Source organism: Bradyrhizobium sp. CER78 (assembly GCF_029846235.1).
In the GTDB taxonomy this organism is placed as follows: domain Bacteria; phylum Pseudomonadota; class Alphaproteobacteria; order Rhizobiales; family Xanthobacteraceae; genus Bradyrhizobium.
The window spans coordinates 102,345-124,187 of record NZ_JARVWP010000007.1 but is presented as its reverse complement, the minus strand read 5'-3'; the positions used below and the strand labels follow the sequence as shown (position 1 = coordinate 124,187).

At 64.9% G+C, this 21,843-nt stretch carries 24 protein-coding genes; 21 read left to right on the top strand and 3 right to left on the bottom strand.

The genetic code is table 11. The features are described from left to right. The first annotated feature begins 2 nt into the window (after positions 1-2). The 8 genes from QDT69_RS17140 to dhaK are packed head-to-tail and all read left to right on the top strand — an operon-like array spanning position 3 to position 6,542. Positions 3-1,100 carry an ABC transporter ATP-binding protein gene (locus QDT69_RS17140; RefSeq protein WP_279707651.1) on the top strand — a complete coding sequence of 366 codons (1,098 nt, stop codon included), beginning with the start codon at positions 3-5 and terminating at the stop codon, positions 1,098-1,100. After that, a complete protein-coding gene (locus QDT69_RS17135) occupies positions 1,093-2,118 on the top strand; it encodes an ABC transporter ATP-binding protein (RefSeq protein ID WP_279707649.1) in 1,026 nt (341 codons plus the stop codon). The genes QDT69_RS17140 and QDT69_RS17135 overlap by 8 nt, the downstream gene beginning before the upstream one ends. A 21-nt stretch (positions 2,119-2,139) precedes the next feature. Beyond that, complete coding sequence (gene dhaL, locus QDT69_RS17130) at positions 2,140-2,763, top strand: dihydroxyacetone kinase subunit DhaL (RefSeq protein WP_279707647.1); 624 nt, start codon at positions 2,140-2,142, stop codon at positions 2,761-2,763. Further along, the gene (gene dhaM, locus QDT69_RS17125) at positions 2,760-3,152 is read left to right on the top strand and encodes a dihydroxyacetone kinase phosphoryl donor subunit DhaM (RefSeq protein ID WP_050419392.1); all 393 of its coding nucleotides are present in this window, start codon (positions 2,760-2,762) and stop codon (positions 3,150-3,152) included. Before dhaL ends, dhaM begins: the two co-directional genes overlap by 4 nt. A gap of 23 nt (positions 3,153-3,175) precedes the next feature. Beyond that, on the top strand, positions 3,176-3,487 hold the full coding sequence (locus QDT69_RS17120) for an HPr family phosphocarrier protein (protein ID WP_194458348.1): 312 nt from the start codon (positions 3,176-3,178) through the stop codon (positions 3,485-3,487). Continuing rightward, complete coding sequence (gene ptsP / locus QDT69_RS17115; protein ID WP_279707646.1) at positions 3,488-5,107, top strand: phosphoenolpyruvate--protein phosphotransferase; 1,620 nt, start codon at positions 3,488-3,490, stop codon at positions 5,105-5,107. It abuts the gene before it with no gap. Then, a complete protein-coding gene (locus tag QDT69_RS17110) occupies positions 5,100-5,522 on the top strand; it encodes a hypothetical protein (protein ID WP_279707645.1) in 423 nt (140 codons plus the stop codon). The genes ptsP and QDT69_RS17110 overlap by 8 nt, the downstream gene beginning before the upstream one ends. 36 nt (positions 5,523-5,558) lie before the next feature. Beyond that, a complete protein-coding gene (gene dhaK / locus QDT69_RS17105) occupies positions 5,559-6,542 on the top strand; it encodes a dihydroxyacetone kinase subunit DhaK (protein ID WP_279707643.1) in 984 nt (327 codons plus the stop codon). A 153-nt stretch (positions 6,543-6,695) separates the two neighbouring features. Here dhaK and QDT69_RS17100 read toward each other — a convergent pair whose 3' ends face one another. The 3 genes from QDT69_RS17100 to QDT69_RS17090 form a co-directional block, all read right to left on the bottom strand. Continuing rightward, positions 6,696-7,418 (bottom strand): alpha/beta hydrolase, encoded by a 723-nt coding sequence (locus QDT69_RS17100; protein WP_279707641.1) that lies wholly within the window; start codon positions 7,416-7,418, stop codon positions 6,696-6,698. A 135-nt stretch (positions 7,419-7,553) separates the two neighbouring features. Then, a complete protein-coding gene (locus QDT69_RS17095; RefSeq protein ID WP_279707639.1) occupies positions 7,554-8,549 on the bottom strand; it encodes a helix-turn-helix domain-containing protein in 996 nt (331 codons plus the stop codon). Between the two features lie 123 nt (positions 8,550-8,672). Continuing rightward, positions 8,673-9,278: a MarR family transcriptional regulator gene (locus QDT69_RS17090; RefSeq protein WP_279707638.1), complete on the bottom strand. Its 606-nt coding sequence runs from the start codon at positions 9,276-9,278 to the stop codon at positions 8,673-8,675. A gap of 153 nt (positions 9,279-9,431) precedes the next feature. On the opposite strand from QDT69_RS17090, the gene QDT69_RS17085 reads away from it, so the two are divergent. The 13 genes from QDT69_RS17085 (at position 9,432) to QDT69_RS17025 (ending at position 21,830) form a co-directional block, all read left to right on the top strand. Continuing rightward, entirely contained in the window at positions 9,432-9,950 is a 519-nt protein-coding gene (locus tag QDT69_RS17085; RefSeq protein WP_279707898.1) for a flavin reductase family protein, read from the top strand. 20 nt (positions 9,951-9,970) lie between these two features. Beyond that, positions 9,971-11,440 carry a 4-hydroxyphenylacetate 3-hydroxylase N-terminal domain-containing protein gene (locus tag QDT69_RS17080; RefSeq protein WP_279707637.1) on the top strand — a complete coding sequence of 490 codons (1,470 nt, stop codon included), beginning with the start codon at positions 9,971-9,973 and terminating at the stop codon, positions 11,438-11,440. A gap of 17 nt (positions 11,441-11,457) precedes the next feature. Beyond that, positions 11,458-11,838, top strand: coding sequence for a cupin (locus QDT69_RS17075; protein ID WP_279707636.1), 381 nt, complete (start codon positions 11,458-11,460; stop codon positions 11,836-11,838). Between the two features lie 53 nt (positions 11,839-11,891). Further along, positions 11,892-13,292, top strand: coding sequence for an ABC transporter substrate-binding protein (locus tag QDT69_RS17070; RefSeq protein ID WP_279707634.1), 1,401 nt, complete (start codon positions 11,892-11,894; stop codon positions 13,290-13,292). Between the two features lie 36 nt (positions 13,293-13,328). Continuing rightward, positions 13,329-14,228, top strand: a complete 900-nt coding sequence (locus tag QDT69_RS17065) for a branched-chain amino acid ABC transporter permease (RefSeq protein ID WP_279707633.1) — start codon at positions 13,329-13,331, stop codon at positions 14,226-14,228. Beyond that, entirely contained in the window at positions 14,228-15,151 is a 924-nt protein-coding gene (locus tag QDT69_RS17060; protein WP_279707632.1) for a branched-chain amino acid ABC transporter permease, read from the top strand. The genes QDT69_RS17065 and QDT69_RS17060 overlap by 1 nt, the downstream gene beginning before the upstream one ends. Then, positions 15,148-15,894 (top strand): ATP-binding cassette domain-containing protein, encoded by a 747-nt coding sequence (locus tag QDT69_RS17055; RefSeq protein WP_279707631.1) that lies wholly within the window; start codon positions 15,148-15,150, stop codon positions 15,892-15,894. Before QDT69_RS17060 ends, QDT69_RS17055 begins: the two co-directional genes overlap by 4 nt. After that, complete coding sequence (locus QDT69_RS17050) at positions 15,894-16,586, top strand: ATP-binding cassette domain-containing protein (protein WP_279707630.1); 693 nt, start codon at positions 15,894-15,896, stop codon at positions 16,584-16,586. Before QDT69_RS17055 ends, QDT69_RS17050 begins: the two co-directional genes overlap by 1 nt. Then, the gene (locus QDT69_RS17045; RefSeq protein WP_279707629.1) at positions 16,570-17,253 is read left to right on the top strand and encodes a DUF2848 domain-containing protein; all 684 of its coding nucleotides are present in this window, start codon (positions 16,570-16,572) and stop codon (positions 17,251-17,253) included. The genes QDT69_RS17050 and QDT69_RS17045 overlap by 17 nt, the downstream gene beginning before the upstream one ends. A gap of 30 nt (positions 17,254-17,283) precedes the next feature. Further along, entirely contained in the window at positions 17,284-18,612 is a 1,329-nt protein-coding gene (locus QDT69_RS17040) for an amidase family protein (protein WP_279707628.1), read from the top strand. A gap of 248 nt (positions 18,613-18,860) precedes the next feature. After that, complete coding sequence (locus QDT69_RS17035) at positions 18,861-19,859, top strand: AraC family transcriptional regulator (protein ID WP_279707627.1); 999 nt, start codon at positions 18,861-18,863, stop codon at positions 19,857-19,859. A 149-nt stretch (positions 19,860-20,008) separates the two neighbouring features. Further along, a complete protein-coding gene (locus QDT69_RS17030; RefSeq protein ID WP_279707626.1) occupies positions 20,009-21,007 on the top strand; it encodes a transporter in 999 nt (332 codons plus the stop codon). An 85-nt stretch (positions 21,008-21,092) separates the two neighbouring features. Continuing rightward, complete coding sequence (locus tag QDT69_RS17025; protein WP_279707897.1) at positions 21,093-21,830, top strand: alpha/beta fold hydrolase; 738 nt, start codon at positions 21,093-21,095, stop codon at positions 21,828-21,830. The last annotated feature ends 13 nt before the right edge of the window (positions 21,831-21,843 follow it).

The following is a 21,843-nucleotide window of genomic DNA, read 5'->3' as shown; positions in this document are numbered from 1 at the left end:
CCATGGCACAGATCCGCATCGAAAACCTGCGCAAGTCGTTCGATCGGTTCACCGCGGTGGAAGGCTCGACGTTTACGATCGACGACGGCACGTTCTTCGCGATGCTCGGGCCCTCCGGCTGCGGCAAGACCACGACCTTGCGCATGATCGCCGGCCTCGAGCTGCCGACCGAAGGTAAGATCCTGCTCGACGGCGAGGACGTCACCTTCCACCGCGCGGCCGCGCGCGATATCGCGTTCGTGTTCCAGCTGTTCGCGCTCTACCCGCACATGAATGTCGGGGAGAACATCGGCTTTCCCCTGAAATGCCAGGGCATGGCGAGGCGCGAGATCCGCGAGCGGGTGCAGGAGACCGCGCGGATGCTACGGATCGAGCATCTGCTGTCGAGCAAGACCTCGAAGCTCTCCGGCGGCGACCGGCAGCGCGTCGCGCTCGGGCGCGCCATGGTGCGGCGGCCGAAGGCGTTCCTGATGGACGAGCCGCTGGGCGCACTCGACGCCGAGTTTCGTCATTTGATGTGCGGCGAGCTGCGCGACCTGCACGATCGCATCAAGGCGACGACGGTCTATGTCACGCACGACCAGCTCGAGGCGATGTCGATGGCCGACCAGATCGCCGTCATGAACAAGGGGCGCGTCGAGCAGATCGGCACGCCGCAGGAGGTCTATGACCGGCCCGCCAGTATGTTCGTCGCCGACTTCATCGGCTCACCGCCGATGAACTTCTTGCGCTTCGAGGGCGGCGTGCGATCCGGCGATCGCGCCGTCAGCTTCCATGACACCAGGCTGGTGGTGCCGGAGATCCGCGAGGACCGCGCCAGCGCGCCGCTGGCGCTCGGCGTCCGTCCGGAGCATATCCGGTTCGCCGACGCGGGCGCCGTGCGCGGCGAGGTGTTCGGGGCGGAATATCTCGGCACCACCCAGATCGTCACCGTCGACACCGCCTATGGTCGGGTCGCCGCGCGGCTGCCGTCCAGTGCATCGGTTCAGATCGGCGAGACCATCGGTCTCGAATTCAACGCCGACCGGCTGGCGCTGTTCGACATCGGCAGCGGCCTTGCGATCCGGACCGCCAGCGAGGAGGGCCCACGCCATGGCTGACGTCACCCTGCGCAACGTCACCAAGCGCTTCGGTGCAGTCGAAGCGGTCCGCGACCTCTCGCTGACCGTGAGCGACGGCGAATTCCTGGTGCTGCTCGGACCGAGCGGCGCCGGCAAGACCACGACGCTGCGGCTGGTCACCGGACTGGAGAGCCCTGATGCAGGCTCCGTCGTGATCGACGGGCGCGATGTGACCCACGATCCGCCCGGCTCGCGAGACATTGCTTTCGTGTTCCAGCAATATTCGCTGTACCCGCATCTCACGGTCTACGACAATCTGGCGTTTCCGCTGCGCTCGCCGGCGCGGCGGGTGGCCGAGCCGATCATCCGCAAGCGCGTCGAGCAGACCGCGGAGCTATTACATATCGCAAGCAAGCTGAACAACCGCGCCACCCGCCTCTCCGGTGGCGAGATGCAGCGCGTGGCCATCGGCCGCGCCCTGGTCCGCGATCCCTCGATCTATCTGATGGACGAGCCGCTGTCCTCGCTGGACGCAAAGCTTCGCAGCGAGCTGCGGCTCGAGCTCAAGCGGATCCAGATCGAGCTCGGCGCGACCATCCTCTATGTCACGCACGATCAGGTCGAAGCGATGACGATGGCCTCGCGCATCGGCGTGATCAGAGACGGCCAATTGCTCCAGCTGGGCACGCCGCGGGAGATCTACGAGAGCCCGTCCAGCAGCTACGTCGCCTCGCGGCTCGGGACGCCTCAGATCAACTTCCTGCCGGCGCGCCTGCTCGCCGATGTCGCGGTGCCGCCGGGAACCGAGACGGTCGGCATCCGCACCGAGCATCTTCAGCTCGCCGCGCGCAATGGCGGGCAGATGGTCGGCCGCGTGCACCGGGTCGAGCACCTCGGCGAGCAGAATCATATTCATCTGGACTATAAGGGCGAGACGCTGGTGACGCTGGCGGATCCGCATCAGCCGCTGCAGGCCGGCCAGGAGGTCGACTTGCATCTGGTGCGTCCGTTGTGTTTCGACCGTGAAGGGCAGCGCATAGCTGCGGCGGTTCATTAGAGGGGCGAGAGGATCGAATAGATGTCGGTGCCATCAGAGACATTCAAATCGTTGGTCAAGGCGGCCGCAGAGCAGGTCATCGCCAGCGCGCCGGAGCTGACGAGCCTCGATCAGGCGATCGGCGACGGCGACCACGGGACCAACATGAAGCGCGGTTGCGAGGCCGTGCTCGGCAAGCTCGATGCGATCTCGGCGCAGCCGCTCGACGAAGCGTTCAAGATGATCGGCAAGACCCTGGTGATGACGGTCGGCGGCGCCTCCGGGCCGCTCTATGGCAGCTTCTTCCTGGCCGCGGGCGAGGCACTGTCGCACGACAAGCACCTGCCCGAGGATCTTGCCGATGTGTTCGGCAGCGCGGTGAACGCGGTGAGCGCGCGCGGCCGCTCGCATGTCGGCGAAAAGACGATGCTGGATGTGCTGGTTCCCGTACTCGAGACATTGAAGTCGGCGGCCGGCCAGCCGGATCTGATCGCGCGGGTGCGCACCACCGCGACCGAGGCGGTCGAACGGACCGCGCCGATGCAGGCCACCAAGGGGCGGGCGTCGTTCCTCGGTGCGCGCAGCGTCGGACATGTCGATCCCGGCGCGCGGTCGAGCTGCGTGCTGGTGCAGGCGGTGTGCGCGGGCCTGGAGGCACGAGCATGACCGACACCGTGGGGATCGTGATCGTCTCGCACTCCAGCGACATCGCCAAGGGAACCGCCGACATGGTGCGGCAGATGGTCGGCAGCGAGGTCAAGGTGGCGTTCTGCGGCGGCAATCCCGACGGCGGATTGGGCACCAGCGTGCCGCTGATCATCGACGCCATCAATGCCGCCTGGTCGCCGAAGGGCGTCGCGGTGCTGGTCGATCTCGGCGGTGCCGAGACCAACAGCGAAATGGCGGTCGAGATGCTGGAGCCGGCGCGGCGCGATCTCGTTGTCGTCTGCAACGCGCCGATCGTCGAGGGCGCCGTGATGGCGGCGACCGAGGCGGCAGGCGGTAGCTCGCTGGCCCAGGTCAAGGCGGTGGCCGAGGAACTCTCTGCCGACTGAAATGTCGGCGATGCGATGAATGGATGATGAGCATGCTTGATAGAGCGGACGGACAGATCTTCACCGGCAATGTGCGGCTGGTGCATGCGGTCGGCATGCACGCGCGCCCGGCGGTCAAGCTGACCAAGCTCGCCAAGAAGTTCCAGGCCCAGATCTCGGTGCGCGTCGCGGGTGCGCCCGAGTGGATCAATGCCAAGAGCGTGGCCAAGATCATGGCGATGCGCGCCGCGCACGGCAGCACGATCGAGATCAAGGCCTCCGGCAGCGACGCCGAGGCCGCCGTCGCGGCCCTGGTCGATCTGGTCGCCAGCGATTTCCCGGATGGAGCAGGCTAGATGCAGGGCGGCGCTGCAGGATCGGCTTACCGCGGCAGGACCGCCTCGATCGGCTTTGCCCATGGCCCGCTGGTTCGCGTTGATGCCGGCGCGGGCGGCGAGCGGGTGGCCGGCACGCTGGTCGAGGAGGCGCTCGCTCTGCGCAAGGCGATCGATCTCGCCAGCGGGCAGATCGCCGATCTTGCCGCCAGCGCCGGCGGTGAAGCCGCGCAGATCCTCGAATTCCAGGTCGCATTGCTGGAGGACGAGGATCTGATCGAACAGATCTTCGCGTCGATCGGCGAAGGGCGTCCGGCCGACGTCGCATGGCGTTCGACGCTCGACGAGCAGATCGCGGAGTACAATGCGGCGGCGGATGAGTATCTGCAGGCCCGCTCGTCGGACCTTGCGGACTTGCGCGACCGCGTGGTCCACATCCTGCGCGGCGACGAGGGCGAGCCGCTGAAGATTCCGAGCGGCGGCGTCGTCTGTGCCGACGACCTGCCGCCGTCGCGCTTTCTGGAGATCGACTGGTCCGGCGGCGGCGGCCTGGCGCTGCTGCACGGCAGTCCGACCAGCCATGTCGCGATGCTGGCACGCGCGCGCGGCATCCCGATGGTGGTGCAGCTCGGCGCCATTCCGGATGCCGGCGCGACGGCGTTGCTCGACGGCGAAGGCGCGACGCTGGAGCTCGATCCCAGCGCCGAGCAGGTGCGCATCTTCGAGAAGCGGCGTGAGAGCCATCGCAAGAGCCGGGCATCCGCCCGCGCGATCCTGCGGCGACCGACCGCCTCGTGGCGCGGCGAGCACATCAAGCTCCTGATCAACATCCAGCGGGTCGACGATCTCGAGCATGCGGATGCGCAATATGCCGACGGCATCGGCCTGATGCGGACCGAATTCCTGCTCGCCGGGCACAGCGAGCTGCCGGATGAGGAGACCCAATTCCAGGCCTATGATGCGGTGTTGCGCTGGGCCGGCCAGCGGCCCGTGACGATCCGCACCTTCGATGCCGGCGGCGACAAGCCGGTGCCCGGCTTTACCTTCGACGGCGAAGCCAATCCGTTCCTCGGCGTGCGCGGCTTGCGGCTTTGCCTCGCCCGGCCCGAGATTTTTGCCGTCCAGCTCCGCGCGCTCGCCCGCGCCGCGGTGCGCGGCAATCTCAAGGTCATGTTCCCGATGGTGACCTCAGCCGACGAGCTCGAGGCGGGGCGGAAGCTGTTCGCCGACGTCGTGCAGCGCTTGCAGGCGGACGGCATTGCCGCGATGCTTCCCGAGCTGGGAATCATGGTCGAAGTCCCCGCGGCGGCCTTGGCGGTCTCGAGCTTCAAGGCCTCCTTCTTCTCGATCGGCTCGAACGATCTCGCGCAATATGTTTTGGCTTGCGATCGTTCCAACGGAGCTCTCGCCCCTCTGATGGACCCCCTGCATCCTGCAGTGCTCGAACTGATTTCGCGGACCGCGGAGCACGGCCGCCGCGCCGGCGTCAGTGTCAGCCTGTGCGGCGACATGGCCGGCGATCCGCGCTGTCTTCCCGCGCTGCTGAACTGCGGCCTGCGCGAATTGTCGGTGAACGCATCGGCGCTAGCGCAGATCAAGCAGACCATCGACCGGCTGAGCAGCGGAGGCGGTGTTGGCTGACACGGCGGCCGATGAAGCGCCCGAAGCCGGCGCGGTTGCGGCCTACAAGCGCATCTTCAAGGAGGTGCTGGAGAGCCGCCCGTCGGGGATGCGGCTGCGCCTCGCCCATGCCATGGGCAAGAACCGCAGCTTCGTCAGCCAGATCAGCAATCCGGCCTATCCGGTGCCGATCCCGGTGCAGCATCTCAACACGATCTTCGATGTCTGCCACTTCCCGCCGCAGGCGAAGGCCGCCTTTCTTCGCGCCTATGCGCGGGCGCATCCGCGGCGCGTCGGTCGGCTCAGCGAGAGCTCGCACGAGCGGACGCTGACGCTGCATCTGCCGGATCTCGGCAGCGCCAAGCGCAATGCCGAGCTCGACGCGCTGCTGCAGGAATTCACGCGGCGCCTGATCGGCATCATGCGGGAAAAATAGGCGAAAACGCCGGACCGACGAAGCGGGGAGGACACCATGAAGAAGTTCATCAATGCAGTCGACAACGTGCTCAGCGAAAGCCTCGACGGCTTCGCGGCGGCACATGCCGATCTGGTCACGCTGGGCGCCGAGCGCAAATTCGTTCGCCGCCGCGAGCTGAACCGCAACAAGGTCGCGCTGGTCTCGGGCGGCGGCAGCGGGCATGAGCCGCTGCATGCCGGCTTCGTCGGCCACGGCATGCTGGATGCCGCCTGTCCCGGACAGGTGTTCACCTCGCCGACGCCGGACCAGATCGTCGAGGCCGCGCAGGCGGTCGCGGGCGATGCCGGGGTGCTGTTCATCGTCAAGAACTATGCCGGCGACCGCATGAACTTCGAGATGGCGGCCGAGATCGCGGAAGGCAAAACTGCCACCATCGTGACCGACGACGACGTCGCGGTCGAGAAATCGACCCACAGCATCGGGCGCCGCGGCGTCGCAGGCACCTTGATCGTCGAGAAGATCGTCGGCGCCGCCGCCGAGAAGGGCGCCGATCTTGCGACTTGCGTCGCGCTCGGCGAGCGCGTCAACGCGCGGACGCGTTCGATGGGCGTGGCGCTGACCAGCTGCACGGTGCCTGCCGCGGGCACGCCGACCTTCGCGCTCGGCGAGGACGAGATGGAGATGGGCGTCGGCATCCACGGCGAGCCGGGCCGTCGCCGTGTCAAGCTCGCACAGGCCGACGCGATCGCTTCGGAAATGACGACCGCCATCGCCGACGATCTCGCGGCCCCCACGGGCTCCGAGGCCCTGCTGTTGGTCAACGGCTTCGGCGGCACGCCGACGATCGAGCTCTATCTGATGTACAATGCGGCCCGCCGCATGCTCGAGCAGCGCGGCCTGCGCATCGCGCGCTCGCTGGTCGGCAGCTACGTCACCTCGCTGGATATGGCCGGCTGCTCGCTCACGGTGAGCCTGCTCGATGCCGAGACGGCCGCGCTGTGGGACGCCCCAGTGCGTACCCCAGCATTGAAATGGTGATCGTCGCTGCGACGAGAAGCGCCTTCACGCCCGCCGCGCTTTAGCGAGCGGCCTAAAGCGCGATGAGATTGGGTTGAATCGTCATCGCGCTTTAGCCTTTTGTTTGCGCATGATCTTTTCGGAAAACCGCTTCGCACTTTTCCGGATCATGCTCTAGTCCCGGCCGGCCTCAATGAACTTGTCCGCCGTCAGCTCGGGATTTGTCAGGAGCACTTCGTGACTCCCCGCCATGCCGACCAGACGGAAGACACCAAGCCGATTGGACAAGCGCGGGTGACGGCCCCATTCGCCTTGCGAAATATCGTTGTCCTCGTAGGGCGCGAGATAGCTGAACGCCGGCGGCACCTTGTCCCAGCCGGTCATGTCGGCCTTGTCGGTGAACGCTCCGAACGGTTGCGGCCGGAGCACGTCGTAGACCTCCCGGGCGTGTTCGGCCGTTCCGTCATTGAAAAACGCATCGCGCCAAACCATGAACGGCAGCACGACGGAGCCATCTCTACGCTCGTCGGCGCTTGCCTGCAGCGCCGCGCGCAGGTGCGGCGGGATTTCGTCCACGAGCGCGCGCCCGTGCCCCGGCACGAACGCGGCGAAGAAAACAAGGCGGCGGACGCGCTCTGGCATTTCGATCGCCACACGCGATATCAGATAGCCGCCCCAACTATGTCCGACCAGCACATAGTCGCGCAGGTCGTGCTTTCTGATGTAGTCGATGATCGGCGCCGATGCGCCGTGCAGACCGACTTGCTTGTCGTCATGCGGGCCTAGCCCTCCGGCGGTTGGAGTGTGAACCTCGTGGCCGGCCTTTTCCAGGTGGCTGCGTACCGGATCCCAGAGTTCGCCGTAATGCCAGGCGCCATGAACAAGCACAAACCGCATGAGCCGCTCCATCGTTGCCGCCGTCCTGATCACGGCGTCGGGTCGGCAGATGCTCCGTCGATCGAGGCAACGTCGCTAGCGGCTTTACGAATTTCGAAATCGGAAACGCGCAATTTGTGCTGACGCTGCGGTCGTTCACGTCCGCTTTGCCAAAACGTCGGATGGCCTTCGGCCATAGCGCGTCTTGTAGTGTGCGGCGAATTCTCCGAGGTGGAGGAAGCCCCAGCGCAACGCGACGTCGGTGACAGAAACGCTCCCGGGCGCGGCTGACGACAGGATCGCATGAACCCTGTCCAACCGCTCGGTCCGCAGCCAACGGCCGGGCGAGGTGCCGAATTCGCGCTGGAAGGCGAGTTGCAGGCTCCGCAAGCTCAGGCCGGCGTGCCGCGCGACATCCGTGAGCCGGATAGGCTCCTCGATATGATCCCGCATATACTCGATGGCGCGGCGCACCTGCGCGGTCGATGCGTGGCGGCTGGCGGCCAAGATCGAATTGGTGAAATTGTTCGGCAGCGAAAGCAGCAGGGATTGAATGATCAGTTCTTCAAGCTGGACGGACAGCCTTGCGCGATCAAGCGCCGAGCCCGCTATCGAAAGGCTCGCGGCTGCTTCGAGGAGGTACAGCCAGAAGGCTGGCATACCGGTGACCGGGAGTTGGAAGTCGACAGATTGAGGCTTCGCAGCGCCGATCATCGCGGCGCAAATCGTTTCGACGCGGCGACGATTCAGTCTCAGCACGACCTGGTCGAATGCAGCACCGATCTCGAAGCGAAATTGACGATAGGGGCTGACAATGGCGCCATGCCCCGGCGAGACCGACGCATCCTCCGATCCGTATGCGAACCGCGCATTGCCTCGCAAGGGCAGTGTGATCAGGAAATTGTCTTCCTCCGGCACCGCCGGAGCAACAATCACATCGGCGCCGTAGTGCAGCCGATTGAGCGAGAACGTGCCGATCGGGAGATGATGAAGTGTTGTCGAGAGTGTCGCCCTCCGGTCCATGATGCGGAGCTGGTGCGGTCGCAGTGCCCGGGTGCAGCCGTCGACGACCTCATCGAGATCGTCGCTGCTCAGGACGAGCGACTCTCGTTGGAAAAGCCTGTCAGCCAGTTGCACTGTGGGCATCGCCATCGGTCACCTCGTGTAACCCCGTGCCGGTAGACTACCGGTTCTCCCCCGGCCTTTGCACGCCCTTTGTTCTTGAAGGTTGCCCATCGGGCAGCCTCTGAGACGTGAGGCAGCCGCCTGCTGGCGTCACCGAGCCTTTCGAATCGTCGCGCGCCGTTTCTTGCGAGACTCCGGTGACGTTGCTGCGGAGGCCCGCTGATCCTCCTCAAACTTGAGCGTCGCCTTGACATGCTCCGCAAGTTTCAGCGCGCTGTCCGCGTTCGACGCTAGACGCGATAGCAATTGAGACAGTACCTTGAACTCATCGCGCGTCAGCATCCCGAACAGCGCATCGTTGACGGGGCGTTGCAGGGCGGCAAGACGGGTCAATAGACCGAGGCCGTGCTGGGTGAGCGTGAGTTGCACGCGCCGCCGGTCGTCCGGATGCGGGCTCTTCTCGAGAAGGCCGTCGGAGACCAGCTTGTTGATCTCGTTGGTGACAAAGGCGCCGCTCAGATACAGCCGTTCGGCGACCTGATTGACTCCCATCGGCTCTTCCGCCGTCGAATTCTTGATTGCGATCAGGATCAGATACTGAGTGGTCGACAGGTCGACGAAGTTCGCGAATATCTCACGGCAGGCTTCAAGGCTGCGTCCGAAGGCGAAATAGTCGTAGAGGACGCCGCGAAGCGTTCGGTCCCCCTCCTTGTCGAGCAGTTCGGGCTTCGACGCCGTCAAAAGCGCTTCGGTCACGGTCGTTCTCCCCGCGAAATCATAGGCTTGCGAATTTGCCTAAGAAGCACGCATGCGCGTGCCCATCAAGAGGGCTTGACATTCCTAAATAGCTTTGTCAGAAAGCTATCTGAAAATTATAAATCGGGGTCGAAGCAGCGAGGCAGGCGTCCCATGGAGGACCGTGCATTCAGGCGAGTGTTGGGTGAGTTCGCAACGGGCGTTGCGGTGGTCACCGCGCGCGGCCAGGGCGAAGAGCTCATCGGCATGACCATGAGCTCGTTCAACTCCGTCTCGCTCGATCCGCCGCTGGTCCTGTTCAGCGTCGACCGCAAGGCAAAAAGCCTGCCCGCGATGCTCGATGCCAAGGGATTCGCGGTCAACATCCTCGCCCGCGATCAGGAACAGATTTCCAATCAGTTCGCGCGCGCCCTTTCCAACAAGTGGGATCAGGTCAAGACGTCGGTCGGCCACGCCGAAGCCCCGCTGATATCGGGTGCCCTGGCTCATTTCGAGTGCGCCCCATTTGCAAGCTACGACGGTGGCGATCACGTGATTTTCGTGGTCCGCGTCGTCCGTCACTCCGCGCGCAGCGAGCCGGCCGCGCCGTTGATCTTCTTCCGGGGCCGCTATCGCGACCTCGTCGACGAAACCGAGCGCGAGCCGACCTGGCCGCTTCCCATTCATTACTAGCTTCGAACCGGAGAACCGCGATGCGTAGCGCAAAGGAATATCTGTCTGGCCTGAAGGACGGACGGACCATCTACATCAACGGGGCTGCGGTCGGCGACGTGACCGCTCATCATGCCTATCGAAATCTCGCCGGCTCGATGGCCGGTCTGTTCGACTTCGCGAGCGCCAGGGAGAACGTCGATCTCATGACGTTCGAGACCGACGCCGGACGTGCCAACCGGATCTGGCAGCTGCCGACGTCCTACGCCGATCTCGTCCAGCGGCGGAAGGCACTGGAAGCATGGGCTGCGCTGCATGCCGGCTTCATGGGCCGGGCCCCGGACCATGTCGCCTCGTGCATCTCAGGTCTCTACATGGGGCTCGACGTCTTCAAGGCGTACGATCCGGCCCGAGCGGGCGCACTGGAGAGCTACTACCGCTATGCGCGCGACAACGACCTCTACCTGACCTACGTGATCATCAATCCGCAGGCCGATCGTTCGAAGGGGGCCGCCGAGCAGGCGGATCCGTTCCTCACCGCCGGCGTCGTCGATCGCGATGCAGAAGGGATCACGATCCGCGGCGCCAAGATGCTCGCCACCGGAGGCGTGGTCGCCGACGAGGTTTTCGTCACGACCATCCAGCCGATGCGTCCGGGCGAAGAGCGCTATGCGATGTCCTTTGCGATCCCGATGAACGCAAAGGGCCTCAAGATGCTGTCGCGCAAGTCCTATGAGGATGCAGCCGGCGCGGTGTTCGACAATCCGTTGTCGAGCCGCTTCGACGAGAACGACTCGGTCCTCTACTTCGACGATGTGAAGGTTCCCTGGGATCGCGTCTTCATCGAGGGCAACGTCGAAATGTGCCAGAAACAGTTTCACGCTACGCCCTGCCACGTCTATCAGAACTACCAGGCGATGGTGCGGCTGAGCGTGAAGCTCAAGTTCCTGGCCGGCCTCGCGCATCGCACCGCTGAAATGAACGGCGTCACCCAGTTCCCGCAGGTGCGCGAGATGCTCGGTCAGCTTGCAGCCGAGACCGGCATGGTCGACGCCCTGGTGGCAGCGATGGAGGCGAAGGGCGCGCAGGTCGGTCCCTATTTCATCCCGGACCGGCATACGCTCTATTCCGCGCAGGTGCTGACGCAGCAGCTCTACGCGCACATCATCAATACGCTGCGCGAACTCGCCGGCGGCGGCATGATCATGCTTCCGTCGTCGGTCGCCGACTTCGATAACCCCGAGATTGCGGCCCTGATCGGCAAGACCCAGCAGTCGCCGAAGGCCAATTCGCACGACCGGGTGAAGTTCTACAAGCTCGCCTGGGATGCGGTCGGATCCGAGTTCGGGTCTCGCCATCAGCAGTACGAGATGTTCTACGCCGGCGCGACCTTCGTCACCAAGGGGCACTCCTATCGCACCTACGACTGGTCCGGCGCCGATCGTCTGGTCCAGACGATGCTCGATTCCTACGACCTCAACGGCATCTCGATCGCCAGCAAAGCCGCCTGAACCAACGGAGACGACATATGCCCGTCAACAAGAAGCACGACGAATTCTATACGCTCGACATGAGCACCGGTTGGGAAACGCCCGCAGGCTATCCTGCCGGCATCCAGCAGAAGATCCTCGCGGGCGCGCTCGACGAGGAGAACCGGCGCGGGACGCGAACCCGGCTGTTGCGCTTTGCACCGGGCGTCTACACGACCGCACCGTTTTCGCACGAGTATTGGGAAGAGGTCTATCTCGTCTCCGGCGACCTGATCGTCGGCAATGACGAGAAGGGCGAGGGCGGCAAGAGCTTCCCGCCCAACACCTATGCCTGCCGGCCGCCACACGCGCCGCACGGTCCGTTCAAGTCCGTCAACGGCTGCCTGCTTCTCGAAATGCATTATTTCGATCCGGTTTGAGGCCGGTCCGCCAGCACCGACAAACATCGTTCGACCGCTCCAAGGGGGAAAATATGGCGTTCAAGAATATCTCGCTCGCATTCGCGCGTTGCCTGTCCTCGCTTCAACCGCGCTTCCGGTTGAATTGGGAATTGCCCCGCGCCAATCTCCGCGTGGTGGTCGATGGCCTTGCGGGCGCTCTTGCGATTTGCGTCGTGGCGGCAACTCCGGTCGCTGCGCAGGACAAGCCGGGCTCGGTGGGACTTGGCATCTTCACGTTCACGTCCGGTCCCGCCGCGGCCTATGGCATGCCCGGCAAGAACGCCGCCGATCTCATGATTGACGAGATTAACGCCAAGGGCGGGATCGGAGGCGTTCCGGTCACCGCGACCTTCGTCGACGAGGCGCAGGGCGCGCAAGGCGTGATCGCGGAATATCGCCGGCTGGCCGGAGATGCGAAGAACCAGGTGATGGTCGCTGCCTTGTCGAGCGCCACCTGTCTTGCGCTGGCGCCGATCGCCGAGCAGCTGGAGGTTCCGACCGTCGGCTGGAACTGCGATACCCACCAGCTGCTCATGGACGGCAAGAGCAAGTATGTGTTCCGTCCCAACGGCAACACCGTGCCCGAGTTCATCGCCTACGCGATCTATCTTCTGGATCGCAAGCCGGACGTGAAGACGGTGGCGATCATCAATCCGGATTATGCGTTCGGCCATGATGCTGCCAAGATATTCACCGCGGCGCTCAAGGCGCTTAAGCCGGACGTCGAGATCGTCGCCGAGCTCTATCCGAAGCTCGGCTCGCCGAATTACCAGACCGAGATTTCACGCCTCACCACCGCGCGCCCGGACGTCGTCTTCTCCAATCTCTGGGGCGCCGACCTCGAAAACTTCGTTCGCCAGGCGACGCCGCGCGCGCTGTTCACATCCAGTCAGGTGGTCCTCGCGCTCGGCGAAACCGTGCTGCAGCGCGTACCGTTGCCGGATGGCGTGATCGTTGGGGTCCTGGGTGATGGCTGGTGGATGTCGCCGGACGCAAAGGTCAATCCCGAGACGGTGAAGTTCGCCGAGGCCTACAAGTCGCGCTTCGGCGAGTACCCGGTGTTTCCGTCCATCAAGATGGCCAATGCGCTGATCTACGTGAAGGCCGCCTACGAGGGCGCCATGCAGAAGAATGGCGGAAAGTGGCCGACCCGTGCCGAGCTCGCGGCCGCCATGAAGGGGAGCAAGGTCGCCACCTTGACCGGCATCACGCAGACGCGGGCCGACAATGACGGTCTCGTCGACCAGATCGTCGGAGTGACCATGAAGACGTCGGCGCAGCCGTTTCCCGTGATCGGCGACATGGTCCGCTACAAGGGCGACAGCCTGATGCCGCAGGCCGGTCAGGATCCGCTGGCCTGGATTTCGACGCTCAAGCCCGAATTCGCCAAAAGCCTTCCGAAGCCGGGGAGCTACAAGATCGGCGAACGATAGCGTCCACTCGCAACCCATCACGCAGGCGTTAAGCCGATGTCGAATGCAATCATTCCCCTGCTGCTGGATAGCCTGGCCAGCGCCGCGTTGATCTTCTTCGCGGCGGTGGGCCTGACGCTGGTGTTCAGCGTGCTGCGCGTCCTCAACGTGGCTCACGGCAGTCTCTACTCGATCGGTGGCTATGCGGCAGCGTCGGCCTGCCTGTTCATCGCGAGCCGGCAGCTCAACTCTTATTTATCGTTTGCCGCGTTGCTGTTCAGTGCGGTCTTCGTCGCCGCCATCTTCGGTCCGCTGATCGAGCGCAGCCTGGTCCGATGGACATACGGCAAGTCCGAGGCGGTCCAGATCCTGATCACGTTCGGACTGTTCCTCATCCTGGAGGACTTGCAGCGGCTGGTCTTCGGCGTGCAATCCCTCTACGAGGACGCGCCGATGCGATTGCTTGGCACGTCGAGCATCGGCGGCGTGGTTTATCTCAACTACCAGATCCTGCTGGTCGGCATGGCGGTCCTGGTCGTCGTCGGGCTGCGGCTCCTGATCAACCACACGCGGCTCGGGCGCCTGATCACCGCCGTCGTGACCGACCGTGAAATGGCGCAGTCGATCGGTATCGATACCAACCGGATCTTCGTCCTGGCGTTCTCACTCGGCGTGTTCCTCGCCGCGCTCGGAGGAGCCCTGTCGACGCCGACATCGGGCATTGCACCGGGGCTTGGGGCCGACACCATGGTGCTTGCCTTTGCGGTGGCGGCGATCGGAGGGCTCGGGCAGATCGAGGGCGCCGCGGTCGCCTCGCTGATCGTCGGTCTGGCGCGCGTGCTCGCGATCTATCTCGCGCCTTCGCTGGACGCCGTTGCGCCATATGCGGCCATGCTGGTCGTGCTTCTGATCCGCCCCTACGGCCTGTTCGGATCGGTCACGGCGCGGAGGATATGATGCGGATCATCCTGACCGCCGCCGCGGTTCTCACGCTCGCCGTCCTTCCCGTCGCCGCGCCGTGGCTGCAGTTCGTGTTGACGCTCGCGATCGCCAAGGGCTTTGCGGCGCTCGGTGTCGCGGTGCTGCTGCGGGCCGGGCTGATCTCGATCGGCCATGCGATGTTCTTCGCGGCCAGCGCCTACGGCGTCGCCTTCCTGGCCCATGCCGGCATCAACGATCTTGGATTGCTCCTGCTGCTCTCGGTGCTGGTCGCCGCGCTGACCGGCGCGATCGCCGGCGCGTTCCTCGTCCGGTATCGCGCGATCTTCTTCGCGATGTTGAACCTCGCGGTCTCCATGGTGTTCTACGCGCTGTGCGCCAAGCTCTACGGGGTCACGGGCGGAACGGACGGCATGCCCGTTCCGATTCCGGCGGTGTTCGGCATCATCTTTGCCGAGCCGGTGTTCAAGAGCGTGCTGTTCTATCTCAGCCTGGCGCTGATGGTGCTCGTCGGTCTCGCCGTCCAGCGCTATCTCGACAGTCCGTTGGGCCATGCGCTGTCGGCCGTCCACACCAATGAGATCAGGCTCGAATATCTGGGCATTCCGGTCTGGGCGGTGCTGTTGATCGCCTATGTGATATCGGCGGCTCTCGCCGGGCTCGGCGGCGCGATCTCGGCCTTTGCGATCGGTCGCGTGGTTCCCGACTTCGCGTTCTGGACGGCATCCGGCCATCTCGTCCTGATCGCCGTGCTTGGCGGCATCGGTGGCGTGCCGGGCGCGTTCATCGGCGCCTTGTTCCTCGAGCTGCTGCACAGCGCAGCCGTCACCGTGACCGATGCCTGGAATCTGATCGTGGGCATGGCTCTGATCATCGTGATCATGTTCATGCCGCAGGGCATCTATGGACTATTCGCGCGCAAGGAGGCGTCGAGCCCATGAGGCGTCCTATCCTGGAGGCCAAGAACCTCTGCGTCGCATTCAACGGGGTCAAGGCCGCCGACGGGGCAAGCATCGCGATCCACGACGGTGAATTCCTCGCGATCATCGGTCCGAACGGATCGGGCAAGACGACGCTGCTCAACATCTGCACGGGTTATATCCGCCCGGTTTCAGGCAGCGTTCTGCTCGACGGCAACGATATCACCCGGCTGTCGCCGCGCGCCATTGCGCGACGCGGCGTCGCGCGCGCCTTTCAGATCCCGCAGCTGTTCTCCGCGCAGCGCGTGATCGACAACATGATGCTGGCGCTTGCCGCGAAAGACGGACTGTGGAGCGCGGTCCGGCCGCTTGAAACGGCGAAGCGGCGCGACGAGGCAATGGCCTTGCTCGAACTGGTCGGGCTCGACGGCGATGCCGGCCGGATCAGCAGCACCTTGCCTGAAGGTCATCGCAAGCTGCTCGACATCGCGGTTGCCCTGGCGCTCAAGCCGCGGCTCCTGCTGCTGGACGAGCCGACCAGCGGCGTGAGTGCGCTGGAGCGCTTCCCGCTGATGGAAGCCCTGATGAGCGCGCTGCGCCAGCGCCGCATCACCGCGCTTTTCGTCGAGCACGACATGGACGTGGTTGCACGTTATGCAAGCCGCGTCCTGGTGTGGAATGCCGGGAATATCATGGCCGAAGGGCGGCCCGACGAGGTGTTCGGCAACGCGCAAGTCCGCGAACGCGTCGTGGGAGTGGCCTAATGCTCAGGCTCGACAAGGTCAGCGTCTCGATCGAGGGCGTTCGCGTGCTGCGCAAGGTCAGCTGCGAAATCATCGCGCGCAAGACGACGGTGTTGATCGGCCGCAATGGCGCCGGCAAGACGACGACGCTTCGCGCGATCATGGGGCTGATCGCGCACGACGAGGGCTCGATCCACCTCGATGCCGACGATCTCGGCAGCCGGCCGGCCTACACGCGCGCCCGGTCCGGCATCGGATATGCGCCGGAAGATCGCCGGCTGGTACCGGAGTTAAGCGTCGAGGAGAACATCCGCCTTCCGGCACTGGCGCTGAACCTCGCCAAGCCGGAAATCGTTCACAGGCTGGAGGAGATCTATACGTTGCTGCCCGAACTGCATGCGATGCGGTCCCGGCCTGCGGGCGGCGTGTCCGGCGGGCAGGGCAAGATGGTTGCGCTCGGCCGTGCACTGATGGTGGCGCGCAAGGTCCTGTTGCTCGACGAACCCTTCCAGGGGCTGGCGCCGGCCCTTGCGCTCGATTATGCACGGACGCTCGGTGAGCTGCGCAAGCACCGGCCGGAGCTCGCCCTGCTGATCACGGAATCCTCGCCGGCCCTGCTCGACCGCGTCGCCGATCGCACGTTGCAGATCGAGCGTGGCGAGATTCTCGTTCCGTCTACCAAGGATGACAAAGCCCATGTTCATGAAGTTTGACCGTATCGCGAAGGATCGGACCTATCACGTCGGCGTCGAAATCGAATCGCTCGTGATCGCAGGCTGGGCGGGCAGAAACGCGGCGGCGATCGAGCACCATATCGAGGAGCTCGCGGCGCTCGGAATCCCGCGCCCGTCGACGACGCCGCTCTACTACCGTGTCGCAGCCCAGACGCTGACGCAGGCGGATCGCTTGACCGTGCTCGGTCCGGACAGTTCCGGTGAGGTCGAGCCCGTCGTGGTCGCCATGGCCGACGGACTCTGGATCGGAATCGGATCCGATCATACCGATCGCAAAGCGGAAGCCGCCGGTATCGCACTTTCGAAGCAGCTCTGCGGCAAGCCGGTCGGCCGGCAGCTCTGGTCCTACGCCGATGTCGAGCCGCACTGGGACGAACTGGTGCTTCGCGCGTGGGCGACGATCGACGGCAGACGGGTGCTCTATCAGGAGAGCCCGGTCTCCTCGCTGAGAACGCCGCGCGATCTGATTCGCCGCTACGCGAACGCCGACATCCTTGCCGCCGGGACCTTGATGTTCTGTGGGACGCCGGGGGCGATCGGTGGAATTCGTCCCGGAACGCGCTTCGAAATGGAGCTGAGCGACCCGGTTCTCAAGCGCTCCCTGACCCACGGCTACGATATCGACGTGCTTCCGGTCGTCTCTTGAGCACCAACGTCCGGTGAGGAGCGTCGACCAATGACGTCAGCTAACGACCACTCTCAAGGCACCGCCGCGGCGCGATTGGAAGCCGCACTGACGCGCGCGCGATCATCTGACGCAGCGAATACCTTCACCGCCCTGTTCGAGGAGAGTGCCCGGTGCGAGGCCGAAGCCGCCGATCGGCGAGCCGCTGCCGGGACGACGCGCGGCCCGCTCGACGGTCGTATTGTCTCGGTCAAGGCTCTGTTCGACGTCGCCGGCACCGTGACGAGCTCGGGTTCCGCCGTCCTGCGCGCTTTGCCTCCCGCCGCTGAAGACGCGCTGGCTGTGAAGCGTTTGCGCGCGGCGGGAGCCGTGATCATCGGCAAGACGCAAATGACCGAGTTTGCCTTCTCGGCGCTCGGCACCAACCCGAACGATGGGGTGCCGGGCAACCCCCGCGACCGTCGGCGCGCTCCGGGAGGATCCTCATCTGGGGCTGTCGTCTCGGTCGTCGACGGCATGGCCGACATCGCCATCGGCAGCGACACCGGAGGGTCGATCCGAATTCCGGCGGCGCTGTCGGGTGCAATCGGCTTCAAGCCGACGAGCGGCTTCGTGCCGACTGCCGGCGCGTTCTCGCTGTCGTCGAGCCTCGATACCATCGGTCCGATTGCTTCAAGCGTTGCGGACTGCTTCGTGGCCGATCAGGTGCTTTCGGGTGGCGACGTGGTGTCGCGGCCGCAGCTCGCCTCTCCCTATACGTTTCGGCTCACTATCGCTCGCGGTCGCCTGTTTCACGGTTGCGAACCGGAGGTGCTCGGCGCGTTTGAGAGTGCCGTCGAGCGGCTTCGATCAGGTGGCTTGCAGATCGCGGATGGGTCGATCGAGGCTGCGCTCGACAATGTCGCAGAGATCGACGGGATCGGTACCTTTCCGTCGATCGAGGTTGGCGCGACGCTGCGCGGTCTCGGCCTATCGAGCCTGGATGGCATCGATCCGAAAACCCGCGTTCGTATCGAGGCGGGCGCCGGCATCCTCGGCATCGACTATGTGCGCATGGTACGGCTGCGGGAAACGGCCATCCGATCCTTCGAGCAGTCCTTCGGCAATGATGAGGTTTTCATCCTGCCGACGACGCCAATCCGCGCGCCGCTGCTGTCGTCGGTCGAGGAGGACAGTGCGTTTCATCGGGCCAATGGTCTGGTGCTTCGCAATCCACGGGTCGCCAATCTGCTCGATTGTCCGTCGATCTCGTTGCCGATACCGATCGATGGTCTTCCCGTCGGCCTGATGCTGATCGGCCGCAGGAATGCCGACCGGCGCTTGCTGGAGATCGCGTCCTGTGTCGAGACGATGCTGCGAGGCCATTCGGATACCGTTTAGGACTCTCGACCGCCGCATCTGTTTGAGCGAATAGGTCGTGCAAAAGCGCGTGTGAAGCTGGAGCTTGCCGATTGTCGATATCGGGCATGAGCGCCGAAGCAGGGCGCTTCTGCGGCGGTGGCCAATAGCGGGTTTTGCGATGCGGCAGAACCATGTTGCCGAAAGCCGTGATATCGTGCGCCAATCAGCCGATTGCGCTATGGTTGCGATGTTAAGGTGTCGCCGACGATTGGAGAGGAGCAGCAGTGATGGCCGTGTCGACCTCGTTCATCGCAGGTCGTCTGTTCGACGCCAAGCACCTCGTTCTTGCGAGCAGTGACCTTGACGAAGTCGTCGACGGATGCAGCAGGATGCTCCGGCCGCACGACCTGGCTATGCGAGGGCGGCGCGCGAAGCTCGCCGCGCGCTTGCATCATCTGCCAATAGGGCCGATTTCGCTCAACCGGCTGCGCTATGGCGGCGATGTCACGGTGGTGCCCGAATTGTCGGAGGAAGGGAATTTCCTCGTCACGCTGCCGGTGCAGGGCAGCGCGCAGTTTCGCTATGGCACGGCGGTTGCCGAGGTGACACCGGGCCACGGCACGATCGTAGGGCCATACCGGGAATTTCGCCTCGACATCGATGGCACGTTCGACCAGATCCTGCTGCGGCTCGACCGCCGGCGGGTCGAGGTGGCCTGCGCGAACCTTCTCGGCCTCGACAAGGCGATGCCGGTTCATTTCGATCTCGCGTTGCGCGGCGTCCCGGCGTTCTGGCACAAGCTGCTCGAGGCTGCCGCCAGCCTGTCGATGTTCAGTGAGGCATTGGCGCATCCGAAGATGCTGGTGCGGCTCGAGGAACTGATCATCGAATCGCTGCTGATGGCGCAGCCGAACAATTTCAGCGGCCCGATCGCTGCGGCGAACGGGGCAGCGCCGTCGGCGCAGGTGCGCAAGGCGATGGACTATATGCGCCAGCACATCGCCGACGTGGTCAGCCTAGGGCAGGTCGCACGGCACTGCGGGCTCAGTCTGCGCAGCCTCCAGGCCGGATTCCAGCGCGATCTCGGGACGTCGCCAGGCCGATGGCTGCGCGCGCAGCGGCTCGACCGGGTGCACGCCATTCTGTTGTCATCCGAACCCGGCAGTGTCGCGGTGACCGACGTCGCGCTGCAATGCGGCTTCTTTCACCTCGGCGATTTCTCGGCGCGGTTCAAGGAACGGTTCGGCGAGAAGCCGTCCGTCGTGCTGGCAAAGCGCCGCTCGTAGCGCCGCGCGTCCACCAAAATTTTCGCGATTCTGATAACCGTCCTCGCGCGCGCGATAGCGCCGCGCCGCCCTCTGTCGAACATTCCAGCCAACGAAACCTGCCGCCGCCATCCGGTGATGAGAGCAGGAGGCATCGGATCGGAGGGGACATGTTTTCTAACGGCATATTTACCACAGGATTGACGGTCGGCCTGGCGATGGCTTGCACGCAGGCCGCTGCGTTCGAGGCCGGCTATATCGGCTCGGCGCAGAAGCCGGGCCTTGTACTTGGAAATGCCGCGATCACGCCGCCGGCCGGCCTCTACATGTTCGATCAGGCGGTGGCCTATTCGGGATCGATCGTCGGTCCGGGCGCGCCCACCGCCGCAGGCGGCGGCAAGACCTCCGTTCACATCGCGGCCGGGGCCGCAGGATTGCTCTGGGTGCCCGGATGGACGGTATTCGGCGCAACCTACGATGCGGTGATCGTGCAGCCGTTCATGATGCTCGACGTCGGCTCGCCGGTGAACGTCAATCCGCTCGGCATGCACAATACGTTCCTGGCGCCGGCGGAGCTGAGCTGGAAGCTCGGCGACAGCGGTGTGTACGTCAAGTCGGGTTTCGGCATGTGGATGCCGACCGGCACCACCTCAGGCCCGAACGGGCTTGGAAATGTCGGCGCGCCCTGGTGGACCTTCCAGCCGAACCTCGTCGTCTCCTATTTCAAGGACGGTTGGAATCTCACCGCCAACCTGTTCGAGGAAATCAACACCGCGAGCTCGGTGACCGGCTACACCAGCGGCAACGTGCTGCATGCCGAATTCACCGTGACCAAAACCATCGGCAACTGGACGTTCGGTCCGGTCGGCTACTACGTCGGACAGGTCAGCGACGACAGGTCCAGCGCATTCTATGGCGGGGCGGTCAATCTCAAGCGTTACGACATCTGGGCCGCCGGCGCGCTGGTCGGATACAATTTCGGTCCCGCCGCGTTGAGCGTGTGGGCGACGCACGAGCTGTCGGCCAACGTTTCCGGAGGGACGGCAGTGCCCGGCATCGACAGCGCGACCGTCTCGCGCGGTTTCACGGTGTTCGCCAACCTGAGCTACCGGCTGTGGGCGCCCGATGCGCCGGCCCCCGCGCCAACGCGTACATCGTTTCGCAAATAGCAGCATTCGCGTCCGCGCAGCGCTCGACACCGCGCTGCGCGGCCGTGCGACCGCACATCGCGCCATCGAAAATTGGAGACCATTGATGTCCTATGCAGTTGAAAATTGGGGTGGTGGAGGGGACCGGATCGTCCTTGTCCACGGCAGCCTTGGCGTCGGCGCCGCCGCATTCGGCGAGCAGAAACCGCTGGCCGACACCTTCGCCCTTGCAGTCATGACCCGCCGCGGCTACGGCGACACCGCGCCGATCGATGCGGTGGATGTCCTTCGCGACGCCGCTGATGTCATCGAGTTGCTCGGCGACGGCGCGCATCTGGTCGGCACGTCGATGGGAGGGATGGTTGCGATGAACGCCGCGGGCCGGCGTCCGGACCTCGTGCGTTCGCTCACGGTGATTGAGCCGCCGGCCTTTGCGCTGGCGTCCGATCTCGCCCCGGTGCGCCGCGTGGCGGAGGCGATGCGCAAGCATTGGGCCACCGCCGATCGGACGAAGCGCCACGCCTTCGTGACCGGTTTCCTGGCGGCGCTCGAGATGAACATGCCGATGCCCGATCCGCTTCCCCCGCCGGTTAACGCTGCGGCCGGCGTCCTCGTCACCGAGCGTCCCTGGAGCGTCGATGTGCCGGTCGGCGCGGTCGCCGACGCGCGCTTCCCGAAGCTCGTCGTCACCGGCGGCTGGAGCGAAGCGTTTGACGGCATCAGCGGGCGGCTCGCTGACCTGTTCAACGTCGAATGCCACTGCCTGCAAGGTGCTGGTCACGCAGTCCAGAAGGTTGGCGAGCCCTTCAACGCGCTGCTGCGGCGGCACATTGCGTCCGCCTGAATCCGTTCATTCA

Coding starts and splice junctions, on each gene's coding strand:
- QDT69_RS17050 (WP_279707630.1), top strand. CDS start 15,894: ATGCTCAGGCTCGACAAGGTCAGCGTCTCGATCGAGGGCGTTCGCGTG.
- QDT69_RS17095 (WP_279707639.1), bottom strand. CDS start 8,549: ATGGCGATGCCCACAGTGCAACTGGCTGACAGGCTTTTCCAACGAGAG.
- QDT69_RS17025 (WP_279707897.1), top strand. CDS start 21,093: ATGTCCTATGCAGTTGAAAATTGGGGTGGTGGAGGGGACCGGATCGTC.
- QDT69_RS17120 (WP_194458348.1), top strand. CDS start 3,176: ATGATGAGCATGCTTGATAGAGCGGACGGACAGATCTTCACCGGCAAT.
- QDT69_RS17140 (WP_279707651.1), top strand. CDS start 3: ATGGCACAGATCCGCATCGAAAACCTGCGCAAGTCGTTCGATCGGTTC.
- QDT69_RS17055 (WP_279707631.1), top strand. CDS start 15,148: ATGAGGCGTCCTATCCTGGAGGCCAAGAACCTCTGCGTCGCATTCAAC.
- ptsP (WP_279707646.1), top strand. CDS start 3,488: ATGCAGGGCGGCGCTGCAGGATCGGCTTACCGCGGCAGGACCGCCTCG.
- QDT69_RS17035 (WP_279707627.1), top strand. CDS start 18,861: ATGGCCGTGTCGACCTCGTTCATCGCAGGTCGTCTGTTCGACGCCAAG.
- QDT69_RS17075 (WP_279707636.1), top strand. CDS start 11,458: ATGCCCGTCAACAAGAAGCACGACGAATTCTATACGCTCGACATGAGC.
- QDT69_RS17100 (WP_279707641.1), bottom strand. CDS start 7,418: ATGCGGTTTGTGCTTGTTCATGGCGCCTGGCATTACGGCGAACTCTGG.
- QDT69_RS17030 (WP_279707626.1), top strand. CDS start 20,009: ATGTTTTCTAACGGCATATTTACCACAGGATTGACGGTCGGCCTGGCG.
- QDT69_RS17045 (WP_279707629.1), top strand. CDS start 16,570: ATGTTCATGAAGTTTGACCGTATCGCGAAGGATCGGACCTATCACGTC.
- QDT69_RS17065 (WP_279707633.1), top strand. CDS start 13,329: ATGTCGAATGCAATCATTCCCCTGCTGCTGGATAGCCTGGCCAGCGCC.
- dhaL (WP_279707647.1), top strand. CDS start 2,140: ATGTCGGTGCCATCAGAGACATTCAAATCGTTGGTCAAGGCGGCCGCA.
- dhaK (WP_279707643.1), top strand. CDS start 5,559: ATGAAGAAGTTCATCAATGCAGTCGACAACGTGCTCAGCGAAAGCCTC.
- QDT69_RS17070 (WP_279707634.1), top strand. CDS start 11,892: ATGGCGTTCAAGAATATCTCGCTCGCATTCGCGCGTTGCCTGTCCTCG.
- dhaM (WP_050419392.1), top strand. CDS start 2,760: ATGACCGACACCGTGGGGATCGTGATCGTCTCGCACTCCAGCGACATC.
- QDT69_RS17085 (WP_279707898.1), top strand. CDS start 9,432: ATGGAGGACCGTGCATTCAGGCGAGTGTTGGGTGAGTTCGCAACGGGC.
- QDT69_RS17060 (WP_279707632.1), top strand. CDS start 14,228: ATGCGGATCATCCTGACCGCCGCCGCGGTTCTCACGCTCGCCGTCCTT.
- QDT69_RS17135 (WP_279707649.1), top strand. CDS start 1,093: ATGGCTGACGTCACCCTGCGCAACGTCACCAAGCGCTTCGGTGCAGTC.
- QDT69_RS17080 (WP_279707637.1), top strand. CDS start 9,971: ATGCGTAGCGCAAAGGAATATCTGTCTGGCCTGAAGGACGGACGGACC.
- QDT69_RS17040 (WP_279707628.1), top strand. CDS start 17,284: ATGACGTCAGCTAACGACCACTCTCAAGGCACCGCCGCGGCGCGATTG.